Source organism: Halomonas sp. hl-4 (assembly GCF_900215475.1).
Taxonomy (GTDB): Bacteria; Pseudomonadota; Gammaproteobacteria; order Pseudomonadales; family Halomonadaceae; genus Vreelandella.
Window position 1 is genome coordinate 3,908,509 of the sequence record NZ_LT907845.1, and the last position, 20,437, is coordinate 3,928,945.

The window sequence follows — 20,437 nt, forward strand, 5'->3', positions numbered from 1 at the left end:
AGCCAGCATAGGCAAATGCCCGCGTGGGAACTAGGCTTAAAGATAGGCAATGCACCCTGCATTGGCGACGACATCGCAAGGTTCGTCGCAAGGAGAAGAATGATGCAAGCAATCGATATTATGACGCCAAAAGTCGTCAGCGTGTCTCCCGACACGGAGGTGCGTGATATAGCGCAACTGCTGCTTAGGCACCGAATTAGTGGCGTCCCAGTAGTGGATGGTCAGGATCGCGTGGTGGGCATGGTCAGCGAGGGTGATCTGATGCGCCGACTGAAAAATGACAGCGGTGAGGACCATGGCGGGTGGCTATCGCTGTTCAGCGCCGGTAAGAATGCTGGCGAGTATGTGAAGTCGCATGGGCGCAAAGCTCAAGAAATCATGACCCCTGATCCGCTGACCGTTGAGGAAAATACACCGTTACATAGCATTGCGCGATTGCTGGAAAAGCACCATATCAAGCGCGTGCCTGTGCTGCGTGATGGCAAGCTGGTGGGCATCGTCAGCCGCGCTAATTTACTGCAAGGCATTGCCAATGCGGCGGTGGGGGCCACTCAGTCGCCTACCGACGATCGGGCAATTCGAGAAGCTATTCTCAATGAAGTCGAGCATAGCACTGACGTGCGGACCGAAAACATCAGCATCATCGTGGACGGCGGTGCCGTGGAAGTGTGGGGACTGGTGGACTCTCTGGAGCAGAAGCAGGCCGTCAGTGTAGCGGCGGAAAATGTGCCGGGGGTGACGCAAGTCGAAAACAACCTGGGTATGATGCCCCGCGGCGTGGGCTTTATGTAACTTCTTCGCCCGTGTCCGCGTATTGTCGGACCGCCTGTTGGGTTGGGTAAAAAGGCACGCCAAAGCCCGCTAACGCTAATAGCGGGCTTTATTAGTTCTAGCCTACCGCCTTGATGGCGTTTTCCAGGCTATCGACACTGCGTTGGGTGTGGTGAAGCTTATCGAGGCCAAACAGGCCAATGCGGAAGGTCTGGAAGTTGTCGCCCTCATCGCACATCAGCGGTACGCCGCCTGCCACTTGCACACCTGCCTGGGCAAGTTTGCCGACCAGGCCGGCGTCGTTGGTGAAGCACACCACCACGCCAGGCGCCTCAAAGCCCTCGGCGGCAACGCTTACAAACCCGTGGCGTTTCAGCATGGCGCGGACTTCCTGGCCGATCGCCTGTTGCTCGGTTTTGACCTTGGCAAACCCATACTCGCGGGTTTCCTGCATGATGTCGCGAAGCTTGCGCAGGGCATCGGTGGGCATGGTCGCGTGATAGGCGTGGCCGCCGTTTTCGTAGGCCTGCATAATGCTGTGCCACTTGCCCAAATCGCAGGCAAAGCTGTTGCTTTGCGTCTCGCCAAGCCGCTCAGTGGCACGTTCTGAAAGCATCACCATGGCGCAGCAGGGCGAGCCGCTCCAACCTTTCTGAGGCGCGCTGACCACCACGTCCACACCTAAATCCTGCATATCCACCCACAGCGTACCCGCGGCAATCGCGTCGAGAACAAACAAGCCGCCTACGTCGCGGGTCGCCTGGGCAACTGTGCGAAGGTAGTCGTCGGGCAGCAACAGCCCGGCTGAGGTTTCCACCTGCGGGGCAAACACCACGGCGGGCTTTTCCTCACGAATGCGCTTGGCGACCTCGTCGGCGGGTACCGGCGCAAAGGGTGACTGAGGATCATCGGCGTTAAAGCGACGCGCTTTCAATACGCTGTGCTGGTCAGTCAGGCGGCCCATCTCGATAATCTGCGTCCAGCGGTAGCTGAACCAGCCATTGCGAATCACCAGGGTTTTCTGGTCGACGGCAAACTGGCGGGCGACCGCTTCCATGCCGAAGGTGCCGCTCCCCGGTACGATCACCGCCGCATGGGCGTTGTACACCTCTTTCAGCGTGGCGGAAATATCGCGCATTACGCCCTGGAACTGTTGCGACATATGGTTTAGCGAGCGGTCGGTATAGACCACCGAATATTCCAGCAAGCCGTCAGGGTCGACGTTGGGCAGTAAGCCAGCCATGGCGTTCTCCAATCATGTGATGTGCTCTCAATCGGCACATTTTGTCTTGTATAAGAAGGTGTTCTTAAGAGTACGAGCAAAAAACGCACAAAACCAGCCCGCAAGGGGCTGGTCGTTAAAGCTAAATAGCGGGAATTAACGTGGCGGCAATTGCTCGGGCCCAAACGCATCGGGCAGCAGGGTTTCCATGGTGTAGGTTTTTAGTACCTCGCCCTGGCGGGAAAGCACCAGGATCTGCGTGTCGGGCGTGGCAAACTCGCGGATGCGCTGGCGGCAGTCACCGCAGGGCGTACATAGGTGCTCGCCCGGTCCCATGACATAGACCTTGGCAAGCTCGCGCTGCCCGGCAGTAGCCATGGCGGAAATCGCCGAGGCTTCGGCACACAGTCCCTTGTAGTGGGCGACTTCCACGTTGGCGCCGGCAAACTGCTGCCCGTCGGGTGTCTCCACCACCGATGCCACCGGGTGGTGGGAGTAGGGCGCATAGGCATTGCCCAGCGTCTTGAGCAGTGTTTCAACCAGCGCCGTATTGGCTTGGCTCATGGCGATATCCTCGATCATGGCTTTTAGGACTTGGCAGCGTCGTCGCGCAGCACGGTATCCAACGCGATGATCATCATGTCGTCGAAGGTGGTCTGACGGTCGGCGCTGGAGAGCGAGTCGCCCTTAAGAATATGGTCCGACACGGTGCAGATGGTCAGTGCCCGTGCGCCGAATTCCGCCGCCACGCCGTAAAGGCCTGCGGCTTCCATCTCAACGCCGACAATGCCGTAACGCTTGAGCAGTTCGGCCATTTCGGTTTGCGGGTTGTAGAACAGATCCGCCGAGAAGATGTTGCCCACCTTGACCGGTACGTTCTGTGCGTTGGCGGCGGCCACGGCGTGCTGGGTCAGGTCAAAGTCGGCAATCGCGGCGAAGTCATGGTCGTTGAAGCGCATGCGGTTGACCTTGGAGTCGGTGCAGGCACCCATGCCGATGACCACATCGCGGACGTTGACGTCGTCGCGTACCGCGCCGCAGGAGCCCACGCGAATAACGGATTTAACGCCGTAGTCGGTGATCAGCTCCTTGGCGTAAATCGATACCGAGGGGATGCCCATGCCGTGTCCCATGACCGAAATCTCGCGGCCTTTGTAGGTGCCGGTGTAACCAAACATGCTGCGCACGTCGTTCACCTGGCGAACGTTCTCCAGGTAGGTGTCGGCAATGTACTTGGCACGCAGTGGATCGCCGGGCATCAGCACAGTATCGGCGAAATCACCTGGGGCAGCGTTAATATGTGGGGTAGCCATAAAAGGTCTCCTTTAAGCGGCGTTGGGCAAAAAGCTGTCGCCGTCGGCCATGGCCTCGAGCGCGAAGTAGTCGGCGAGCGTCTGGCCAATATCGGCGAAGGTGCCGCGTTCGCCCATGGGGCCGGGGGCAAAGCCTGCGCCCCGCACCATGACCGGCACGTACTCACGGGTGTGCTCGGTGCCTTCCCAACTGGGGTCACAGCCGTGGTCAGCGGTGAGCAGCAGCAGGTCGTCGTCGTTGAGCGCGGCAAAAAGCTCGGGCAGGCGGGCATCGAAGTGCTCAAGGGCGGCGGCATAGCCCGGCACGTCGCGGCGGTGACCGTAGACCGAGTCAAAATCGACGAAGTTGGCCATGATCATGGTCGGGCGGTCGCTGGTTTCCTTGGCAGTACGCGCTATCTCGCCAAGCGTCGCTTCCATCAGCGCATCGTGGCCGCTGGCTTTGACCTTGTGGGTGATCCCGCAGTGGGCGTAGATATCGGCAATCTTGCCGATCGAGACCACTTCGCCTCCGGCCTCGGCAAGCTTTTGCAGCACGGTAGGCGTCGGCGGCTCAACGCTGTAGTCGCGGCGGTTGCCGGTGCGCGCGAAACTTGCGCTGTCGTCGCCAACAAACGGGCGGGCGATGACCCGGCCAATGTTGTAGGGCTCGAGCAGGCCGCGCACGGTTTCGCACAGCGCATAGAGCCGTTCGAGGCCGAAGTGCTCCTCGTGGGCGGCAATCTGGAAGACGGAATCCGCCGAGGTGTAGACGATCGGCTTGCCGGTAGCGACGTGCTCTTCCCCCAGGCGGGCGATGATCTCGGTGCCCGAGGCGTGGCAATTGCCGATTACACCGGGAAGGTTGGCCTCCTCGACAATCCTGTCGAGCAGCTCAGCCGGGAAGCTGTCGGTCTTATCGAGAAAGTAGCCCCAGTCAAAGCGTACCGGTACGCCAGCAATTTCCCAGTGGCCGGAAGGCGTGTCCTTGCCGCTGGAAATCTCCTTGGCATGGGCGTAAGCGCCTTCCAGCGTGCTGGGCAGGTCAACGCCTTCGGCGACGCTGCCAGTGGCATCACGGTGGGCGTGGAACAGACCCAGCTTGGCCATGTTGGGCAGTTTCAGCGGCCCGGAACGTTCGGCGGTATCGGCCTCGCCGCGCGCGCAGGCGGCGGCGATGTGGCCCAGGGTGTCGGCCCCCTGGTCACCGAATTTGTCGGCGTCCGGCGCGCTGCCGATACCGAAGGAATCGAGGACCACGACGATGGCACGGCGCATTAGGCTTCTCCTCGGAAAGTGTCTTGAAGTAGCGTGTCAGCGGTGGCGGGCTGCTCGCCCAGCGTAACCGCCGCGCGTAGCTGAGCGGCGGCGCGGGCGGCGGCGTCTTCGCTTTGGGCGTGAACGATGGCCAGCGGGCGCTGGTTATCCACCCGATCGCCGACTTCGGCGATATCGCTGAAGCCAACGCTATGGTCGACGCTGGCGTCGTTGCGCAGGCGGCCACCGCCGAGTTCCACCACGCTCATGCCCACGGCGCGAGTGTCAATACGTTGCACGATGCCATCCTGCTCGGGATAGACCGCCTGAACCACCGACGCGGTGGCCAAATAACTATCCGAGCGCTCCATGAAGTCGGCGGGGCCGCCCAGCTCGTGCACCATGCGGGCGAAGACCTCGGCGGCCGCGCCGGAAGTAAGCGCTTTTTCAAGCTTGGCTAGCGCTTCGTCACGGCTGGCAGCCAGCTTGCCCGCCATCAGCATTTCCACCGCCAGTTCGCGGGTTACCTGCATGACGCGGCTATCGGAGCGCTCGCCGCGCAGCAGCGCCAGGGTTTCGACGATCTCGACCGCATTGCCGGCGCAGGGGGCCAGCGGCTGGCTCATGTCGGTGAGCAGTGCGGTGGTGGGCGTGCCTGCCTGGGTGGCCACGTTGGCGATGCTCTTGGCCAGTTCGCGGGATTTCTCTGGAGTGGGCATAAAAGCGCCGCTGCCGACTTTGACGTCCATCACCAGTGCGTCAAGCCCCGAGGCTAACTTTTTACCCAGAATCGAGGCGGTGATCAACGGGATGGATTCCACCGTGGCGGTCACGTCGCGCACCCCGTAGATACGCTTATCCGCGGGGGCGAGGTTGCCGGTTTGGCCGATAATCGCCACGCCGGTGGATTTGACCACATCGCCGAAGCGTTCCGGGGCGGGGTAGGGGTTGTAGCCGGGAATGGACTCGAGCTTGTCCAGCGTGCCGCCGGTGTGGCCCAGGCCGCGGCCGGAAATCATCGGCACAAAGGCACCGCAGGCCGCGACCCAGGGGCCAAGCACCAGCGATACTAGATCGCCCACGCCGCCGGTGGAGTGTTTATCGACGACCGGCCCCGGTAGGTTGAGTGAGTCCCAGTTCATCACATGGCCCGAATCGCGTGTAGCCGTGGTCAGCGCCACGACTTCTTCGCGGCTCATGCCGTTCAAGAACACCGCCATGGTGAACGCGCCAATTTGCGCATCGCTGATGCGGTCGTCGGCAATGCTTTGTACAAAGGCTTTGATTTCTTCAGCGGGCAGCGGCTGGCCGTCGCGCTTCAGGCGAATCAGTTCTTGGGGAAGCAAGGTGTGCTGGGAAGCCATTAGTAGCCTCCCTCAGTGGTGGATCGTGGGTTGCCATCCAGCGTATTGAGCAAGTTACCCAGCAAACTCGACGCGCCAAAGCGAAAGTGTTTAGCCGAGACCCACTGATTACCCATGATATTGGCCGCCAAGGCTAAATACTCGGCGGCATCTTCTGCTGTTTTGACACCACCGGCTGCTTTGAAGCCAACATCTTTACCACTGGCTTTGATCGCCTTGAGCATGATCTCGGCGGCTTCCAGCGTTGCGTTGACGGCCACCTTGCCGGTTGAGGTTTTGATAAAGTCCGCGCCGCCCTCAATGGCCAACTCGCTTGCCCGTTTAATAAGGGCGGGATCCTTGAGTTCGCCTGATTCGATGATGACTTTTAAGAGCGCCTGGCCGCCGCAGGCCGCGTGGCACATTTCCACCAGTTCGCGGCCAGTATCTTCATCACCTGCCATGAGGGCACGGTAGGGGAACACCACATCGACTTCATCCGCGCCGGAGGCAACGGCTTCACGGGTTTCTCGGGCAGCGCCCATGATGTCGTCACCGCCAAGGGGGAAGTTGGTCACGGTGGCAATTTTGACTTCACCACTAAGCTTGTGGGCGGTGAGTGCGCGACGTGCCGTCACCACAAACTGGGGGTATATGCATACCGCTGCCGGATGGCCATAGGGCGTTTTCGCCTGCTGGCAAAGCGATTCGATGGTCGCATCAGTATCGGTATCGTTAAGACTGGTTAGGTCCATCAGTGAAAGCGCCTGGCGCGCGGCAAGGGTCACGTTAATCGAAGCTGTCATGGACATCTCGCACAGTTATTATCAACGGAAAAAAACGGGCACTACCGTATATGACAGCAGCGCCCGAGATATAGCTTATTATTACGTTAAGTAGCGGCGCTGCCTAGGGCGATAAAGAAGCCTGCAATGGAGGCTGACATTAGGTTAGACAGTGTACCGGCCAATACCGCTTTGACACCAAAACGGGCGATTTCCTTGCGGCGTGTCGGGGCAATGCTACCCAGGCCACCCAGCAAAATCGCAATCGACGACAAATTCGCAAAGCCACACAGGGCAAAGGAAAGAATCGCCGTGGTATGCGGCGTCATTGCCTGGCCAGTGGCCGCCACCATCTGCTCGCCCTCAATATAGGGAGCCAGGTTGATATAGGCGACAAACTCATTGACCACCAGTTTTTGGCCGATGAACGAGCCGGCTAGTGTCGCTTCTTCCCAGGGTACGCCCAGTAAAAATGCCAGCGGGGCAAACAGCCAGCCGAGAATCCACTCAAGGCTCAGCGACTCGAAGCCAACCCAGCCGCCGACGCCACCCAAAATGCCGTTGATCAGCGCAATCAGCGCAATGAAGGCAAGCAGCATGGCGCCGACGTTAGCGGCCAGCATCAGGCCAGAGGTCGCACCGGAGGCAGCCGCGTCCAACACGTTAGTGGGCTTGTCTTCCTGTTCTTTAAGCTCTTCCTCGACCTGGGAAACGCTGTCGGCGTCCTTGGGGTCCTGGGTTTCGGGCATGATCAGCTTAGCAAACAGCAGGCCACCGGGGGCTGCCATAAAGGAGGCGGCGACCAGATATTCCATGGGAATACCCAGCGCGGCATAGCCGGCCAATACAGAACCCGCCACCGATGCCAAACCACCGCACATAACGGCAAATAGCTGAGAAGGGGTCATCCGGGCAATAAACGGACGAACCACCAAGGGCGCTTCGGTTTGACCAACGAAGATATTAGCCGTGGCCGACAACGACTCGGTGCGCGAGGTACCCAGTGCTTTTTGCAGCGCGCCACCCAAGATGCGGATCACCCATTGCATGATGCCGAGGTAATACAGTACCGCGATCAGCGAGGAGAAAAAGATAATGACCGGCAGAACTTTAATGGCAAACACGAAGCCGACTTCGTCAGCATTGGCCAAGTCGCCGAACAAGAACTCGATGCCGTCATCGGCAAATACCAGAATCTGGCTGACGCCCGCCGAAATGGTTTGCAGCACCGTCTGGCCAAAAGGGACGTAGAGCACAAAGGCGCCGATACCCGCTTGAATGCCAAACGCGCCGAGCACAGTACGCAAGCGGATCGACTTGCGATCGTAAGAAAAGATCAGGGCGATGGCCACCAGAGTGACCATGCCGACCAGGCTCATCAGGAGTGTCATAGGGAAATCCTTCGCATCGCGTTAGGCGGTGTTACAGCAGGTTGAGCTTCACGGTGTAAATCATCGCATTCTGATAGTTGTCAGGCGTGCCCAACTTTTCATCAGAATAGCGATACTGGACGCCGGTGGTGACCAGCTCAGTCGGGTGCCACCAGAGACTTACCGCGCCATTGGTGCCTACGCTGTTGGCTTTATCGCCCACATAGTTCTGTTCCAGGTACTCATCGTCGCGGCCAAAGGTTTGCTCATGCCAGTTGGTGACGCCAAAGTCCTGTCCGAACGCGGTAAAGTCGTAACCCGCGACCCAGCCCGCCATAAAGCCGTTTGAGCCGGTGTAGCCGTCGCTTTGTACCCGGGCGGCGCCGATAAACGGCTTGAACCACAAACCGTTGTCTAACGTCTTGCGGTAGCCCAGGCCGAGAATCTGGTCCTGTTCACGGCTGTCATAACCGTAGTCCCGGAAGTCGTAAAGATGTGCATAGATAGAGAACGGGCTGTCGCCCAGGTAAATATGTGAGGTCAGCTTGCCCGCCGTGCGAAAGTTGTCCTTACCGCCGCTAGCCTCGTCGAACTGGTCGTTGGTGGGGTTTTCAAAATCAAAAAAGCCGTAAAATTCACCCCATTCGTAGCCCAGGCCGCCTTCGATTTCGAGAAACATGAAATCGCTTTTCGCCGCATTGTCAGCGGTACGGTCTTCGGTGCCGTCAGACCAGTCGAGGTAGTTGACCGATACATTGGCGAATGACCAAATTGGGTCGAAGGTGTCCGCGTTAGCGGTAGTGGCGGTACCGGCCATTAATACGCTGGCGCAAAGCGCTGTGAGCGAAGCGCGAGATGCAATAGCAGTAGTAAAACGAGTACGAGCAGTCATGGTAGCCTCAACAGGTTTGTTAGTTGCAGTTTTGATCCGCCTCGACGACGGACGTGAGGGCTGGCGTTGACCCGAGTCAGCGGGTTTTATTGAGCTGTAATGTTAAAATTATAACATTTAGTGTTATTTTTCTAACGCCAATTTGCAACTTTTATCACTTCAACGTCTATTAAATGAAAAATTGGTAACATAAAGTTTAATGGTCGTTGATTTAATGGTAATTCCGTGAGCGCTCGCTCAGCATAGGGAAGGCCCTCAGTGAAAAGGGATAAGCTCAGCGATAACCCTAGGCCCATCCAACGTACAACAGGCCGTTACCAGGAGAAGCTGTCAATGAAAGACCGAAGCGCGTTGCGCCTGGCAACGTTGCAGGAGACGTTAGCAAACGGTGGGACTCTGCATTTGCGCGATGCGGCTGAGCTGTGCGGTGTGTCCGAAATGACGATTCGACGGGATGTGAATGCCCATCCTCACGTCATTAGCTTGTTAGGTGGCCGGCTGGTCATGGCGCATACCCCAGGCGTTACGCCGGTATACGACTTAACCGAGCAGCAGGCCAGCCATTACCAAGCAAAAAACCGCTTATGCCAACGAGCTCAACGTTTCATAGAGGATGGCGATACGCTATTTGTCGACTGCGGTTCAACGCTCATGCCACTAATGAACCAGTTGGGCAGCTATCGCGAGCTCACCGTGATCACCTATGCCCTAAACGTGGCGAACGCGGTAGCCCCTTTGCCCAACGTACGGCTGGTGCTGCTGGGTGGATTGTTTTATGCCGCGTCGCAAACGTTTGCCAGTGACAGCATGGCGGAGTCAATCGAGCGGTTGGGTATCAATAAGGCGTTTATTTCGGCCGCGGGTGTCGATGTGCAGCGTGGGGTGAGTTGTTTTCACTTCCATGAGGTGCTGCCTAAACAGGCAGCTATGGCTGCTGCCATGCAGCGTCTATTGGTCGTAGATGCAAGCAAATTTGGTGTTGTGCGCCCTGCCTATTTTGCCTCAGTGAGTGAGTTTGATGTGATAGTGACTGACGAAGAGGGCGCATCACCCTTTCTCAGTGATGGGCTCCGTGACCAAGGTCTCGGCCTGCCGACTATTACGGTGGCTTAAGCTTAGTTTTCATTAAATTAGCCAAGTTTTCTTTAAGCCGCAGGCCATTCGTGGCAAAATCCGCCGCGTTTACCTGCGGCAAATCGTCTCTTCTCTTCTGCATCATTGATGCGAGAATAGCGTCCGTCTGCGGTAATTGTGTTTGGCGATAGTCTGCCAAGCGATCCTCTCTCGCGATCAGACGTCGACGTTAAGCGGTTGCTTATCGGCTGCGTTTGCTCAAGAGACTTTGTTGGCTTGCTACCTTAGCAGCTTGTTCACAATGTTTGCCTCCCAGCCCTGACGAGGTCGTAACATGAGAAAAAACCTCTACGCCAAAGCGGCAGGTCTTCTACTGCTGCTTTCTTTATTTTTACTGCTGGGTGGTTGTAGCTCGGCGTTGATGGACCCGAAGGGTCAAATCGGCGCCGAGCAACGCACCCTGATTCTGACAGCCTTTGGCATTATGCAGATCGTCGTGCTTCCCGTTATCGGGATGACGCTGTTCTTTGCCTGGCGTTATCGCCGCGGCAATCATAATGCTGCTTACACGCCTGATTGGGCTCACAACACCTGGGTCGAAGTGGTGGTGTGGCTGATTCCGTGCGTCATCGTTCTCTTCCTTGCCGGGTTGACGTGGTATACCTCGAACAGCCTGGATCCGCACAAGTCCATTGCTGAGGAAGACGAAGAGACGTTTGAAATCCAGGCTGTAGCGATGGATTGGAAGTGGCTGTTCATCTATCCCGAGCAGGGCATTGCCACGGTCAACGAGGTGGCGTTCCCCGCGGATACGCCGATACGGTTCCGGGTGAGTTCTGCGTCAGTGATGAATTCGTTCTTCATCCCTGATCTCGGCAGTCAAATCTATGCCATGGCGGGTATGGATAATGACGTTCATCTGGTTGCTGATGAGGAAGGCACTTACCCAGGCCGTTCCACCAACTACAGCGGTTCAGGCTTCTCTGGCATGACCTTTGAAGCGCATGCGACCTCTGATGAAGGCTTCGATGAGTGGGTGGACGAAGTGAGAGAGTCCTCTGATTCGATAAGCTTCGACGATGGCTATCTCGAGTTGTTAAAGCCAAGCCGTAATCATCCGGTCGAGTACTTCTCTGAAGTATCGCCGACCCTTTATGACGACATTCTCAACACTTACCACAGCGGTGAGCCTGTTGATGTGTTGCCTAATGAGACCGGATACAAACATGCCAGTAGCGATCATCAAGAGCAGGACGGCGATATGGCGATGAACGCGGAGGCAGCGGAGTAAACTATGTTTGGAAAACTCGGTTTAGACTCGATCCCCTTTTACGATCCCATCATCGTATCGCTCATGATCATGACCGCCTTGGGCGGAGCGGTAGTGTTAGGGGGCGTTACCTACTACCGCAAGTGGGGCTACCTGTGGAGCGAGTGGGTAACCTCGGTCGACCATAAAAAGATCGGGATCATGTATTTCATCGTGGCCCTGGTGATGCTGGTCCGCGGTATTGGTGAAGCGCTGATGATGCGTGCCCAGCTGGCGATTGCCTCTGGCGGAGCAGAAGGCTTCCTGCCGCCGGAGCATTACGACCAGCTGTTCACGACCCACGGCGTCATCATGATCTTCTTCGTGGCCATGCCCATGGTCATCGGTTTGATGAACCTGGTCGTGCCGCTACAGATCGGTGCCCGCGACGTTGCCTACCCGTTCCTGAACAACCTCAGCTTCTGGTTGTTTGTATCTGGTGCGATGATCGTCAACCTATCTCTGTTTATCGGCGAGTTTGGTACCACCGGCTGGTTGGCCTACGCGCCTCTCTCGGGGATTGAGTACAGTCCCGGGGTCGGGGTCGATTACTGGATATGGGCGTTGCAGATATCCGGGGTAGGGACCACGTTGACGGGTATCAACTTCTTCGTGACGATCCTGAAAATGCGTGCGCCGGGCATGAAGATGTTCCGCATGCCGATCTTTACGTGGACATCGCTGTGCGCCAACGTGCTGATCATCGCGTCGTTCCCGATTCTGACCGCGACGATTGCGCTGCTGACTCTTGATCGTTACTTGGGGATGAACTTCTTCACCAACGATCTTGGCGGCAACGTGATGATGTATGTCAACCTCATCTGGGCCTGGGGCCATCCTGAGGTGTACATCCTGATTCTGCCGGCCTTCGGGGTGTTCTCTGAAGTCGTGGCGACGTACGCCCGCAAGCGATTGTTTGGCTATACCACCATGGTCTGGGCGACCGTCGCGATTACGCTGCTGTCCTTCATCGTATGGCTGCACCACTTCTTCACCATGGGTGCAGGGGCCAACGTCAATGCCTTCTTCGGCATCATGACGATGATCATCGCCATCCCCACGGGTGTGAAGGTGTTTAACTGGCTGTTCACCATGTATCGCGGCAGCATCGAGCTGTCTGTGCCCATGCTGTGGCTCATCGGTTTCATCATCGTCTTTACCATCGGTGGTATGACCGGTGTGATGCTGTCGGTGCCAGCCGCTAACTTTGTGCTGCATAACAGCCTGTTCGTTATCGCCCACTTCCACAACGTGATTATCGGCGGCGTGGTCTTCGGCATGATGGCGGGAATGTACTACTGGTTCCCGAAGGCGTTTGGCTTCAAGCTCGACGAAAAGTGGGGCAAGCGCAGCTTCTGGTGCTGGTTGATCGGCTTCCTCATGGCCTTTATGCCGCTCTACGTGCTCAGCTTCGATGGGGCCGTGCGTCGCATGCAGTCTTACGAAGCCACTGAATGGCAGCCAATGATGATCGTCGCCTTTATCGGTGCCTGTATTATTCTGATGGGTATCTTATCGACACTGATCATGGTGGCGGTCAGCATCAAGAATCGTCATAGCATGAAGTATGCAGACTTGAGCGGTGACCCTTGGGATGGCCGTACCCTGGAGTGGGCAACCTCTTCGCCTGCGCCTTTCTATAACTTCGCGCATCTGCCCAAAATCAGCGGTATCGATGATTTCTGGCGCCAGAAGCAGGAAGGTCGTGACGCAATTGGCACTGGGCCTTACCAGGACATCCATATGCCGCGCAACACCATTGCTGGACCAGTGATCAGCCTGTTCTCGATGATCTTTGGTTTTGCCCTGGTATGGCATATCTGGTGGCTGGCGATTGTCGGTGGTATCGGTATGTTTGTTGCCTTTATCGCCCGCGTAGCTAATGACGATATCGATTACTACGTGCCGGCGGCTGAAGTCGAGCGTATTGAGACTGAGCATAAGCAACGCCTCGAAGAGTATCGGGAGTGGGTCAAGCAGAATCCCGAAGAAGCGTCTCATCTACAGGTTCGGATGCAGGGGTAACCATGGCGAGCGAAGCAGTAAGTAACCACGACGATCACGCGCATCCAGTGACGCATGATCACCACGATACCGGCAGCATCAAGGTGTTCGGTTTCTGGGTTTACCTGATGAGCGATTTGGTGATCTTCGGAACACTATTCGCAACTTTTGCCGTGCTCCTTCGGGGCACGGCCGGTGGACCCGACGGCTCCGAGATCTTTGATTTACCGCTGATTCTGGCCGGTACATTTGCACTGTTGATCAGTAGTTTTACCTATGGGATGGCGGTGCTGGCAATGACCGCCGAGAAGGTTGACAAGGTCAAGAAATGGCTTTGGATCACCTTCGTGCTGGGGGCGGCCTTTATCGCCATGGAGATTTATGAGTTCCAGCATCTCATTCATCTCGGCTACGGGCCTGATCGCAGCGCCTTTTTATCTGCCTTCTTTACACTGGTTGGCACACACGGTCTGCACGTAACCTTCGGGCTGGTTTGGATCCTGGTAGTACTCTATCAATTGCGTACCAAGGGTCTGAACGACATGACACGTCCGCGTATCCTATGCTTAAGCTTGTTCTGGCACTTCTTGGATATTGTTTGGATTTGCGTGTTTTCATTCGTCTACCTGATGGGGGTTCTGTAATATGGATGATTCACCCACTTCACACGGCAGCGTAAAGTCGTATGTGACAGGCCTCATTCTGTCCATCGTGCTCACTATTATCCCCTTCTCGGTGGTAATGAGTGGTGCGTTGAGCATGAATGCCACCGTTTGGACGATTGTTATAACCGCCATAGCCCAGATTCTGGTGCAGCTTGTGATGTTCATGCACATGGACACTAAGCAAGAGGAAGGTTGGAACTTCATGTCCTTCGTCTTCACCCTGATTATTCTCGGCCTGGTTGTTGGAGGTTCGTTGTGGATCATGCATCACCTGCACCTCAATCTGCACATCGGGTAACGTTTATGGCAAAGATGGGCGATTATTTCGCCCTCACCAAACCGGGTATCATCGGTGGTAATACCATTTCAGTCATGGGCGGCTATTTTTTAGCCGCCCGCGGCGATTTTGATTTGCTGCTGTTTTTGAGCGCGGTGGTGGGCTTGGCGCTGGTGATTGCGTCAGGCTGTGCCTTTAATAACGTGATTGATCGGGACATTGATGCGGTGATGAGCCGCACGCGTACGCGGGCTTTGGTACAGGGTCGTATCACACCGTTTGCGGCATTGTGCTTTGCGACGCTGCTGGGTATTGCCGGCTTTGCCGTGTTGGCGCTAGGTACCAATGGGTTGACGGTTGCTTTGGCAGGCTTTGGTTACGCTATTTATGTAGGGGCCTATAGCCTCTATATGAAGCGTCATTCTGAGTTTGGCACTTTGGTGGGTAGCCTTTCCGGTGCAGTACCGCCAGTGGTGGGTTATTGCGCCGTAACTAACCAGTTGGACGCCGGGGCCTTAACGCTACTGTTGATTTTCTGTCTTTGGCAAATGCCGCATTCTTATGCGATTGCTATTTTCCGGATGGAAGATTACCGCGCCGCTTCAATTCCGGTCTTGCCGGTGGTACGCGGTATTGCGTCAGCGCGTCGCTATATTCTTGGCTACATAATTGCGTTTATTGCCGCATCCTTGGCGCTGGTATTGGCCGGCTATGCTGGCGTTGGCTACCTGATCGTAGCATTGGTGATGGGTAGCTACTGGCTTTATCAGGCCGTACAGGGCTATCACGGTAGCGATGAAGTCCGTTGGGCTAAGCGCGTGTTTGGCGTTTCAATCCTGGCGATCACGGTGTTGAGCGTTGCCATGTCACTGGATGCCAGCCTGCTGTCGTTACCACCGTTGTTAGACCGTTGGTTATGAATTTCGTCAGAAATTAGGCAGGAGTGCAATGCTCCTGTCTATACTGTCTTTAAGCCCGACGTGGGTTTGATCGACTATCCCGTCGGTTAGAATAATAAGGACAGTAGGAGACGTACCCATGCTGACACACGTCTGGGGTCTGATGGCCCATCCTCAACGCGAATGGAAACAGATGCACGACGAGCATGAAACGGTGTTTCACCTCTATGCTCACCATGTATTGATTCTCAGCGCTGTCCCCGTTGTCTGCTCTTTTATCGGCACTACCCAGTTCGGCTGGGGACTTGGCGGTGAGCGGACCATTCAGCTTAACCTGCTGGATGCATTTTATGCGGGTATCGTGTTCTATCTGGTCATTCTGGCGGCCGTGTTGTTCATGGGTAACGTTATCCATTGGATGGCCCAGCGCTTTGTAGACCCCCCAAATCGTCGGCGCTGCGTAAAATTTGCAGGTTATGTCGCAACCCCCATGCTACTTAGCGGTATTGTCGCCCTCTATCCCATTGTATGGCTGTGCCTGCTGGCCGGGGTAATAGGGCTGTGCTGGTCGGGTTATCTGCTCTACGTCGGAATTCCGAACTTTCTGGATATTTCTGATGAGCAAGGGTTTATCGTTTCCAGTGCCACCCTGGCGATCGGTGTGTTGGTGCTTGAGATGTTGCTGGCCGCGACGGTGTTGCTCTGGGGTTACGGCGAGCAGATTATTCTCGGTATCCTGTCCTAGCCCACGCCGTTAGCGTCCTGCTCCTTAAAACCGCTACCTCGCTATGCTGCGAGGTAGCGGCTTGAACTATGCGTTTTGCTGGCTTGCCTGAATGGCGGTCAGGGCGATGGTATAGACAATATCGTCGACCAATGCCCCGCGTGATAAGTCATTTACGGGCTTATTCAAGCCTTGCAGCATTGGGCCGACGCTTACCACCCTAGCGCTGCGTTGAACCGCCTTGTAAGTGGTGTTTCCCGTATTCAGATCGGGAAACACAAACACCGTTGCGTTACCGGCGACCGGTGAGTCGGGCGCTTTTTGCTTGCCTACACTTTCGATGGCAGCGGCGTCGTATTGCAGTGGACCGTCGATAAGTAAGCCAGGCGCACGCTGTTTGGCGATGCGCGTGGCTTCGCGCACTTTATCGACATCCGCACCAGTCCCCGAATCCCCCGTTGAATAGCTGATCATTGCGACCCGCGGTTCGATTCCAAATGCTTGTGCCGAGTGGGCACTTTGTATAGCGATTTCGGCGAGCGTTTCAGCGTCAGGGTCGGGATTTATTGCGCAATCACCATAGACCACCACTTGTTCGGGTAGCAGCATAAAGAAGATCGACGACACCTGACGGTATTCCGGTGCGGTTTTGATCAACTGGAAGGCGGGTCGCACGGTGTTGGCCGTGGTATGGACGGCCCCTGACACCAAGCCGTCGACCTCATCCAACTGAAGCATCATGGTGCCAAGTACTACGTTATCCTGCAGTTGGGCCTCAGCCGTTAACTCGTTGAGCTTACCGCGTCGACGCTTAACCATGGGGGCGATGTAATGCGCACGGGTGCTTTCCGGGTCAATAATGGTGAGCGCCTCCGGTAGCGTCAATCCCCGGTTGCGGGCGACATCTTCTATGTCATTGCGATTACCCAGCAGTACGCAATTAGCGATGCCGCGCCGCTGGCAAATAATCGCGGCTTCGATGGTTCTTGGTTCGTCGCCTTCAGGCAGCACGATGCGCTTTTTGGCTTGCTGAGCATGCTTGACCAGCTGGTGACGAAAGGCGGAAGGCGAAAGCCGATGCGTGTAGCCACGGCTAAGATTGGTTTTTAGCCAGTCTAAATCGATATGGGCAGCAACATAGCGAGCGACCTGTTCGGCGCGCTCGAAATCATCCATGGGAATTTCACTGCTTAACTGGCTTAAGTTTTGCGCGGTGGTCAGGCTGTCGGTGTCGACTGCCAGCACCGGCAAGCCAGTTTTTAGCGCAGGCCGACACATTTCAATCATATTGTCGTTGGGCATAAAGCCGTTGGTTAGCAGCACACCGGCCAGGCGGGTACCGTTCATGGTGGCAAGTGCAGAGGCCAGCACCACATCGTCGCGGTCGCCAGACGCGACCACCAGGCAACCTGGCTTGAAAATATGCAACGCATTGGCGGCACTGCGGGCGCAAAGGCTGGTGGAAAGCACCCGTCGGCTGGCGGCTTCGCCTTCGTTCAGCAGCGTCGCATTCAGCGCCCTGGCGACGTCCAGCGTGCGCGGTGCACTGAGCGCATTGCTGTAGGGGACAACGCCAATCAGATGAAACTTATCCGTGGCAAGCGACGGCGAGTAGCGGCGTAGCTCGTTGAGCAGTGAGGCTTCCAACTGGGGTTTAATGGTCCCTGGTGCCGCGGAAAGATCGTCTTCCTGGCCGTAAGGCAGGTTTTTCATACGCATCAAAATGCCGCCCAGTGTGCGGCTGGAGCTAACGCCGCCGAAGCTTCTTGCGTGCATATCCAGCTCTTCGGCGAGCCGCTGAGGGTCATCCAAATCGCCGGTGCCCACCAGAATAATGCGTGCATTTAATGCATTAGCCAACTGAGTGTTGGTTTGGGTGGCGTAGGTGGTGTACTGGGTGGGGACCACGCCTTCGACCACCACCAAATCCAAGGTGCTACCGTCCCGGTAAGCCTGCTGGGTGACCTGATCGTAAAGCTCGATCACGTTTTCCATCAACTCGTCGGTTTGATTGTCGCGCAACAGGCGCTCAAGCCGGGCCTGTGAAATAGGCGAGGGCGGTCGTTGATTTAATGTACGCGAAGCTAGCGCCGTTGAGCGGTCCAACCCGGGGCCATTTAACTCTTTTTGCATAAATGGCTTTAGAAAGCCTGCTTTAAGGCCAATGGTGTCCAGCGCTTGAATCAACCCCAGGCACGCGGAGGTTAGGCCTGCTCCTTGGCTGGTGGGTACCAGTAAAATAGCCTGCGGTGCATCAGCGGGCGTGTTCATGCGTGAGTCTCCAGACAGTGACGGGTTTCCATGGCGATACGGCCTTCTTCATCCGTGGGAATGACCCACACCTGCGCCCCTTGGTGATCAGGGTTATCCAGCCTGCCTTCTTTACCGCGAATCGTGGCCTCGTTGGCTGCGTCATTCAGCGCAACGCCGAAGTGCGGCATCAGGCCAATTACTTGGCGACGTACCTGTGGTGAGTTTTCACCGATACCGCCGGTGAAAATGACACCATCCAACTGGGGCAGCGCACAGGAAAGCCCCGCCAGTGATTTAGCAATACGGTAGCAGAATACTTCCAGCGCCAGAGTGGCGCCTGTATGGCCCTGGGCGGCGGCCTGTTCTATTTCACGCATATCGTTGGTTAGGCCGGAAAGCCCCAGTAGCCCGCTTTGTTTATTCAGTACCTTGTCGATTTCATCCAGCGACCAGCCAAGCTGGCGATGCAAATGCGCGTGCAGGCCGGGGTCGACATCGCCGCTGCGCGTGCCCATTACCACCCCTTCCAATGGTGTTAATCCCATGCTGGTATCCAGGCTTTGGTTCTGCCACACGGCGCTGGTCGAGCAGCCGTTGCCCAGGTGCGCGGTCAGCCAGCCGCCAGCCCCCCGGTCGCTCAGTTCACCGGCGCGCTGGCTAACGAAGGCGTGACTGGTGCCATGAAAGCCGTAGCGGCGAATGCCGTGCTCGGAGTAAAGCGCCTCGGGCAGTGCATAGCGGTAGGCGCGCGGCGGCAGCGTTTGATGAAAGGCGGTATCAAACACGGCGACCTGGGGAAGCGAGGGAAAGACTTGTTGAGTGGCGGTAATACCGGTCAGGTTGGCCGGGTTATGTAACGGCGCGAGGGCGGCGGTACTTTCAATGACGGTGATGACGTGCTCATCAATCAGGGCTGCCTGGGTAAAATGCTCGCCCCCGTGGACAATACGGTGACCAACAGCATTAGGCCGGCGGCCTTCCAAACAGTCTAGAATGGCGCTTATTGCCTGGGCATGGTCGACGCCGGGCAACGACTTGGTAAAACGCTCACCGGCGCTGTCGTTTCCTTTAAGGCGTGCTTCGGGACTGCCCAGGCGTTCAGCAATGCCATCAAGACGTGCTGCCTTTGGGTCTGCATCAATAAGGGCATATTTAATTGAGGAGGAGCCGCAGTTAATGACCAATACCGATGCGTTCATGAAGGGCCTTTTTCGACAAAGAGATAAAGTAAAAAGTTAGACCTTAGTATAACATGTAGCAATACTGACCATCAGTTCGTAAATCTCGTTAGCCTTCTAGCTAAAATCTCGGCATGCTAGGTATTGCCGTTACTGCTTTCCATCATCCCAAAAAGAGCCCGCTGTTACTATGCAACCCCCTGCGCTCCCGTCTTTTCTTCCACGCCATCTTGCTATCTTATTATTAATGACGGTGGCGACGATGTTCGCGGCCAACCATGTCTCGGCCAGGTTAGCGTTCGATAATGGTACCGGGCTGCTACTGGCGGTGCTGACCCGTTCCGGGGTGGCCTGTTTGATCCTGCTGTGCTTGGTGGTCGCGCAAAAAAAGCGTCTCTGGCTGCCGCCGGGTACTTGGCGGTGGCAGCTCGCCGTCGGGCTTTGTATCACGGTGCAGAGCGTTTGCTTGTACTCGGCCGTAGCGCGGTTGCCGGTGGTGATTGCCTTGCTGCTAGTCAACACCTTCCCGATCCAACTGGCGCTGCTCAGTTGGGCATTAGGCGGGCCGCGACCAACGCTGCGCAGCTGTCTTATAATGGGCACAATTTTGATCGGCCTACTTGTGGTGCTCGATATACCCGCGTGGTTTGCCAGTGCTGAGGGCATGGGCCCAGGCTGGTTGGCGGGTATCGGCTTTGGGTTAACGGCGGCGTTTGCCTTCGCCTGCGCGCTTTGGACCACCGAGCATAGGCTGGCAGGGGTAGGAAGTACCTTACGCAGCTTGCTTACGATGCAAACCGTGTTCATTGCCATGATCATAGGCGGCTTAGCTGGCGTGGTCCCGGGAGGGATGAGCTTGCCGGAAAACAGCCAAGGCTGGATTGGGCTTACGTTATTGGCAGTGTTGTACGGTTCGGCCTTTTCGATGTTGTTTATTTTTGTGCCCCGCCTGGATATGGCGCGCAACGCACCGGTGATGAACATCGAGCCCGTCGCCTCGTTAGTGATTGGTTACTTCGTCTTGGGCCAAATGCTCAGCCCTAGCCAGTTAGTCGGTGGGGCGGTGGTTGTGGGTGGAATCGTGGTGTTGAGTCTCTCCAAACAACGGTAATTTGTTAGCGT

The 20,437-nt window shown here is 56.6% G+C and carries 20 protein-coding genes; 9 read left to right on the forward strand and 11 right to left on the reverse strand.

The window, feature by feature from the left end; genetic code table 11:
• Positions 1 to 102: 102 nt before the first annotated feature.
• Positions 103 to 792 carry a CBS domain-containing protein gene (locus tag CPH17_RS18260; RefSeq protein WP_074395654.1) on the forward strand — a complete coding sequence of 230 codons (690 nt, stop codon included), beginning with the start codon at positions 103 to 105 and terminating at the stop codon, positions 790 to 792.
• Between the two features lie 97 nt (positions 793 to 889).
• Here the strand turns inward: CPH17_RS18260 and CPH17_RS18265 are convergent, their stop codons facing one another.
• The 8 genes from CPH17_RS18265 to CPH17_RS18300 form a co-directional block, all read right to left on the reverse strand.
• Complete coding sequence (locus tag CPH17_RS18265; RefSeq protein ID WP_096300737.1) at positions 890 to 2,014, reverse strand: aminotransferase class V-fold PLP-dependent enzyme; 1,125 nt, start codon at positions 2,012 to 2,014, stop codon at positions 890 to 892.
• A gap of 135 nt (positions 2,015 to 2,149) precedes the next feature.
• Positions 2,150 to 2,557, reverse strand: a complete 408-nt coding sequence (gene cdd / locus CPH17_RS18270) for a cytidine deaminase (protein ID WP_096300739.1) — start codon at positions 2,555 to 2,557, stop codon at positions 2,150 to 2,152.
• 23 nt (positions 2,558 to 2,580) lie between these two features.
• Positions 2,581 to 3,306: a purine-nucleoside phosphorylase gene (gene deoD / locus CPH17_RS18275; protein WP_096300740.1), complete on the reverse strand. Its 726-nt coding sequence runs from the start codon at positions 3,304 to 3,306 to the stop codon at positions 2,581 to 2,583.
• A 12-nt stretch (positions 3,307 to 3,318) separates the two neighbouring features.
• Entirely contained in the window at positions 3,319 to 4,563 is a 1,245-nt protein-coding gene (locus CPH17_RS18280) for a phosphopentomutase (protein ID WP_096300741.1), read from the reverse strand.
• A complete protein-coding gene (gene deoA / locus CPH17_RS18285) occupies positions 4,563 to 5,906 on the reverse strand; it encodes a thymidine phosphorylase (RefSeq protein WP_096300742.1) in 1,344 nt (447 codons plus the stop codon). The genes CPH17_RS18280 and deoA overlap by 1 nt, the downstream gene beginning before the upstream one ends.
• Positions 5,906 to 6,697 carry a deoxyribose-phosphate aldolase gene (gene deoC, locus CPH17_RS18290; RefSeq protein WP_074395660.1) on the reverse strand — a complete coding sequence of 264 codons (792 nt, stop codon included), beginning with the start codon at positions 6,695 to 6,697 and terminating at the stop codon, positions 5,906 to 5,908. The genes deoA and deoC overlap by 1 nt, the downstream gene beginning before the upstream one ends.
• Before the next feature lie 80 nt (positions 6,698 to 6,777).
• A complete protein-coding gene (locus tag CPH17_RS18295; protein WP_096300743.1) occupies positions 6,778 to 8,061 on the reverse strand; it encodes a NupC/NupG family nucleoside CNT transporter in 1,284 nt (427 codons plus the stop codon).
• A 31-nt stretch (positions 8,062 to 8,092) separates the two neighbouring features.
• A complete protein-coding gene (locus tag CPH17_RS18300) occupies positions 8,093 to 8,932 on the reverse strand; it encodes an outer membrane protein OmpK (RefSeq protein WP_082934204.1) in 840 nt (279 codons plus the stop codon).
• A 333-nt stretch (positions 8,933 to 9,265) separates the two neighbouring features.
• On the opposite strand from CPH17_RS18300, the gene CPH17_RS18305 reads away from it, so the two are divergent.
• A complete protein-coding gene (locus CPH17_RS18305; RefSeq protein WP_074395662.1) occupies positions 9,266 to 10,045 on the forward strand; it encodes a DeoR family transcriptional regulator in 780 nt (259 codons plus the stop codon).
• Here the strand turns inward: CPH17_RS18305 and CPH17_RS20010 are convergent.
• Positions 10,032 to 10,205: a hypothetical protein gene (locus CPH17_RS20010; protein WP_157742974.1), complete on the reverse strand. Its 174-nt coding sequence runs from the start codon at positions 10,203 to 10,205 to the stop codon at positions 10,032 to 10,034. The two genes, CPH17_RS18305 and CPH17_RS20010, sit on opposite strands and share 14 nt — an antisense overlap.
• 135 nt (positions 10,206 to 10,340) lie before the next feature.
• On the opposite strand from CPH17_RS20010, the gene cyoA reads away from it, so the two are divergent.
• The 6 genes from cyoA (at position 10,341) to CPH17_RS18335 (ending at position 15,905) form a co-directional block, all read left to right on the forward strand.
• Positions 10,341 to 11,297, forward strand: coding sequence for a ubiquinol oxidase subunit II (gene cyoA, locus CPH17_RS18310; protein ID WP_074395663.1), 957 nt, complete (start codon positions 10,341 to 10,343; stop codon positions 11,295 to 11,297).
• Between the two features lie 3 nt (positions 11,298 to 11,300).
• Positions 11,301 to 13,340, forward strand: coding sequence for a cytochrome o ubiquinol oxidase subunit I (cyoB, locus tag CPH17_RS18315; protein WP_096300744.1), 2,040 nt, complete (start codon positions 11,301 to 11,303; stop codon positions 13,338 to 13,340).
• A gap of 2 nt (positions 13,341 to 13,342) precedes the next feature.
• Positions 13,343 to 13,963: a cytochrome o ubiquinol oxidase subunit III gene (cyoC, locus tag CPH17_RS18320; protein ID WP_096300745.1), complete on the forward strand. Its 621-nt coding sequence runs from the start codon at positions 13,343 to 13,345 to the stop codon at positions 13,961 to 13,963.
• 1 nt (position 13,964) lies between these two features.
• Entirely contained in the window at positions 13,965 to 14,282 is a 318-nt protein-coding gene (cyoD, locus tag CPH17_RS18325) for a cytochrome o ubiquinol oxidase subunit IV (protein WP_074395666.1), read from the forward strand.
• Positions 14,283 to 14,287: 5 nt separating this feature from the next.
• Complete coding sequence (cyoE, locus tag CPH17_RS18330; RefSeq protein WP_082934205.1) at positions 14,288 to 15,181, forward strand: heme o synthase; 894 nt, start codon at positions 14,288 to 14,290, stop codon at positions 15,179 to 15,181.
• A 118-nt stretch (positions 15,182 to 15,299) separates the two neighbouring features.
• Positions 15,300 to 15,905, forward strand: coding sequence for a Yip1 family protein (locus CPH17_RS18335; RefSeq protein WP_074395668.1), 606 nt, complete (start codon positions 15,300 to 15,302; stop codon positions 15,903 to 15,905).
• A gap of 66 nt (positions 15,906 to 15,971) precedes the next feature.
• Here the strand turns inward: CPH17_RS18335 and pta are convergent, their stop codons facing one another.
• Both pta and CPH17_RS18345 read right to left on the reverse strand, forming a co-directional pair.
• Positions 15,972 to 18,155: a phosphate acetyltransferase gene (gene pta, locus CPH17_RS18340; RefSeq protein WP_096300746.1), complete on the reverse strand. Its 2,184-nt coding sequence runs from the start codon at positions 18,153 to 18,155 to the stop codon at positions 15,972 to 15,974.
• Positions 18,152 to 19,336 carry an acetate/propionate family kinase gene (locus CPH17_RS18345; protein WP_096300747.1) on the reverse strand — a complete coding sequence of 395 codons (1,185 nt, stop codon included), beginning with the start codon at positions 19,334 to 19,336 and terminating at the stop codon, positions 18,152 to 18,154. Before CPH17_RS18345 ends, pta begins: the two co-directional genes overlap by 4 nt.
• Positions 19,337 to 19,505: 169 nt before the next feature.
• On the opposite strand from CPH17_RS18345, the gene CPH17_RS18350 reads away from it, so the two are divergent.
• Positions 19,506 to 20,426, forward strand: coding sequence for an EamA family transporter (locus CPH17_RS18350; RefSeq protein WP_074395671.1), 921 nt, complete (start codon positions 19,506 to 19,508; stop codon positions 20,424 to 20,426).
• Positions 20,427 to 20,437: the final 11 nt, after the last annotated feature.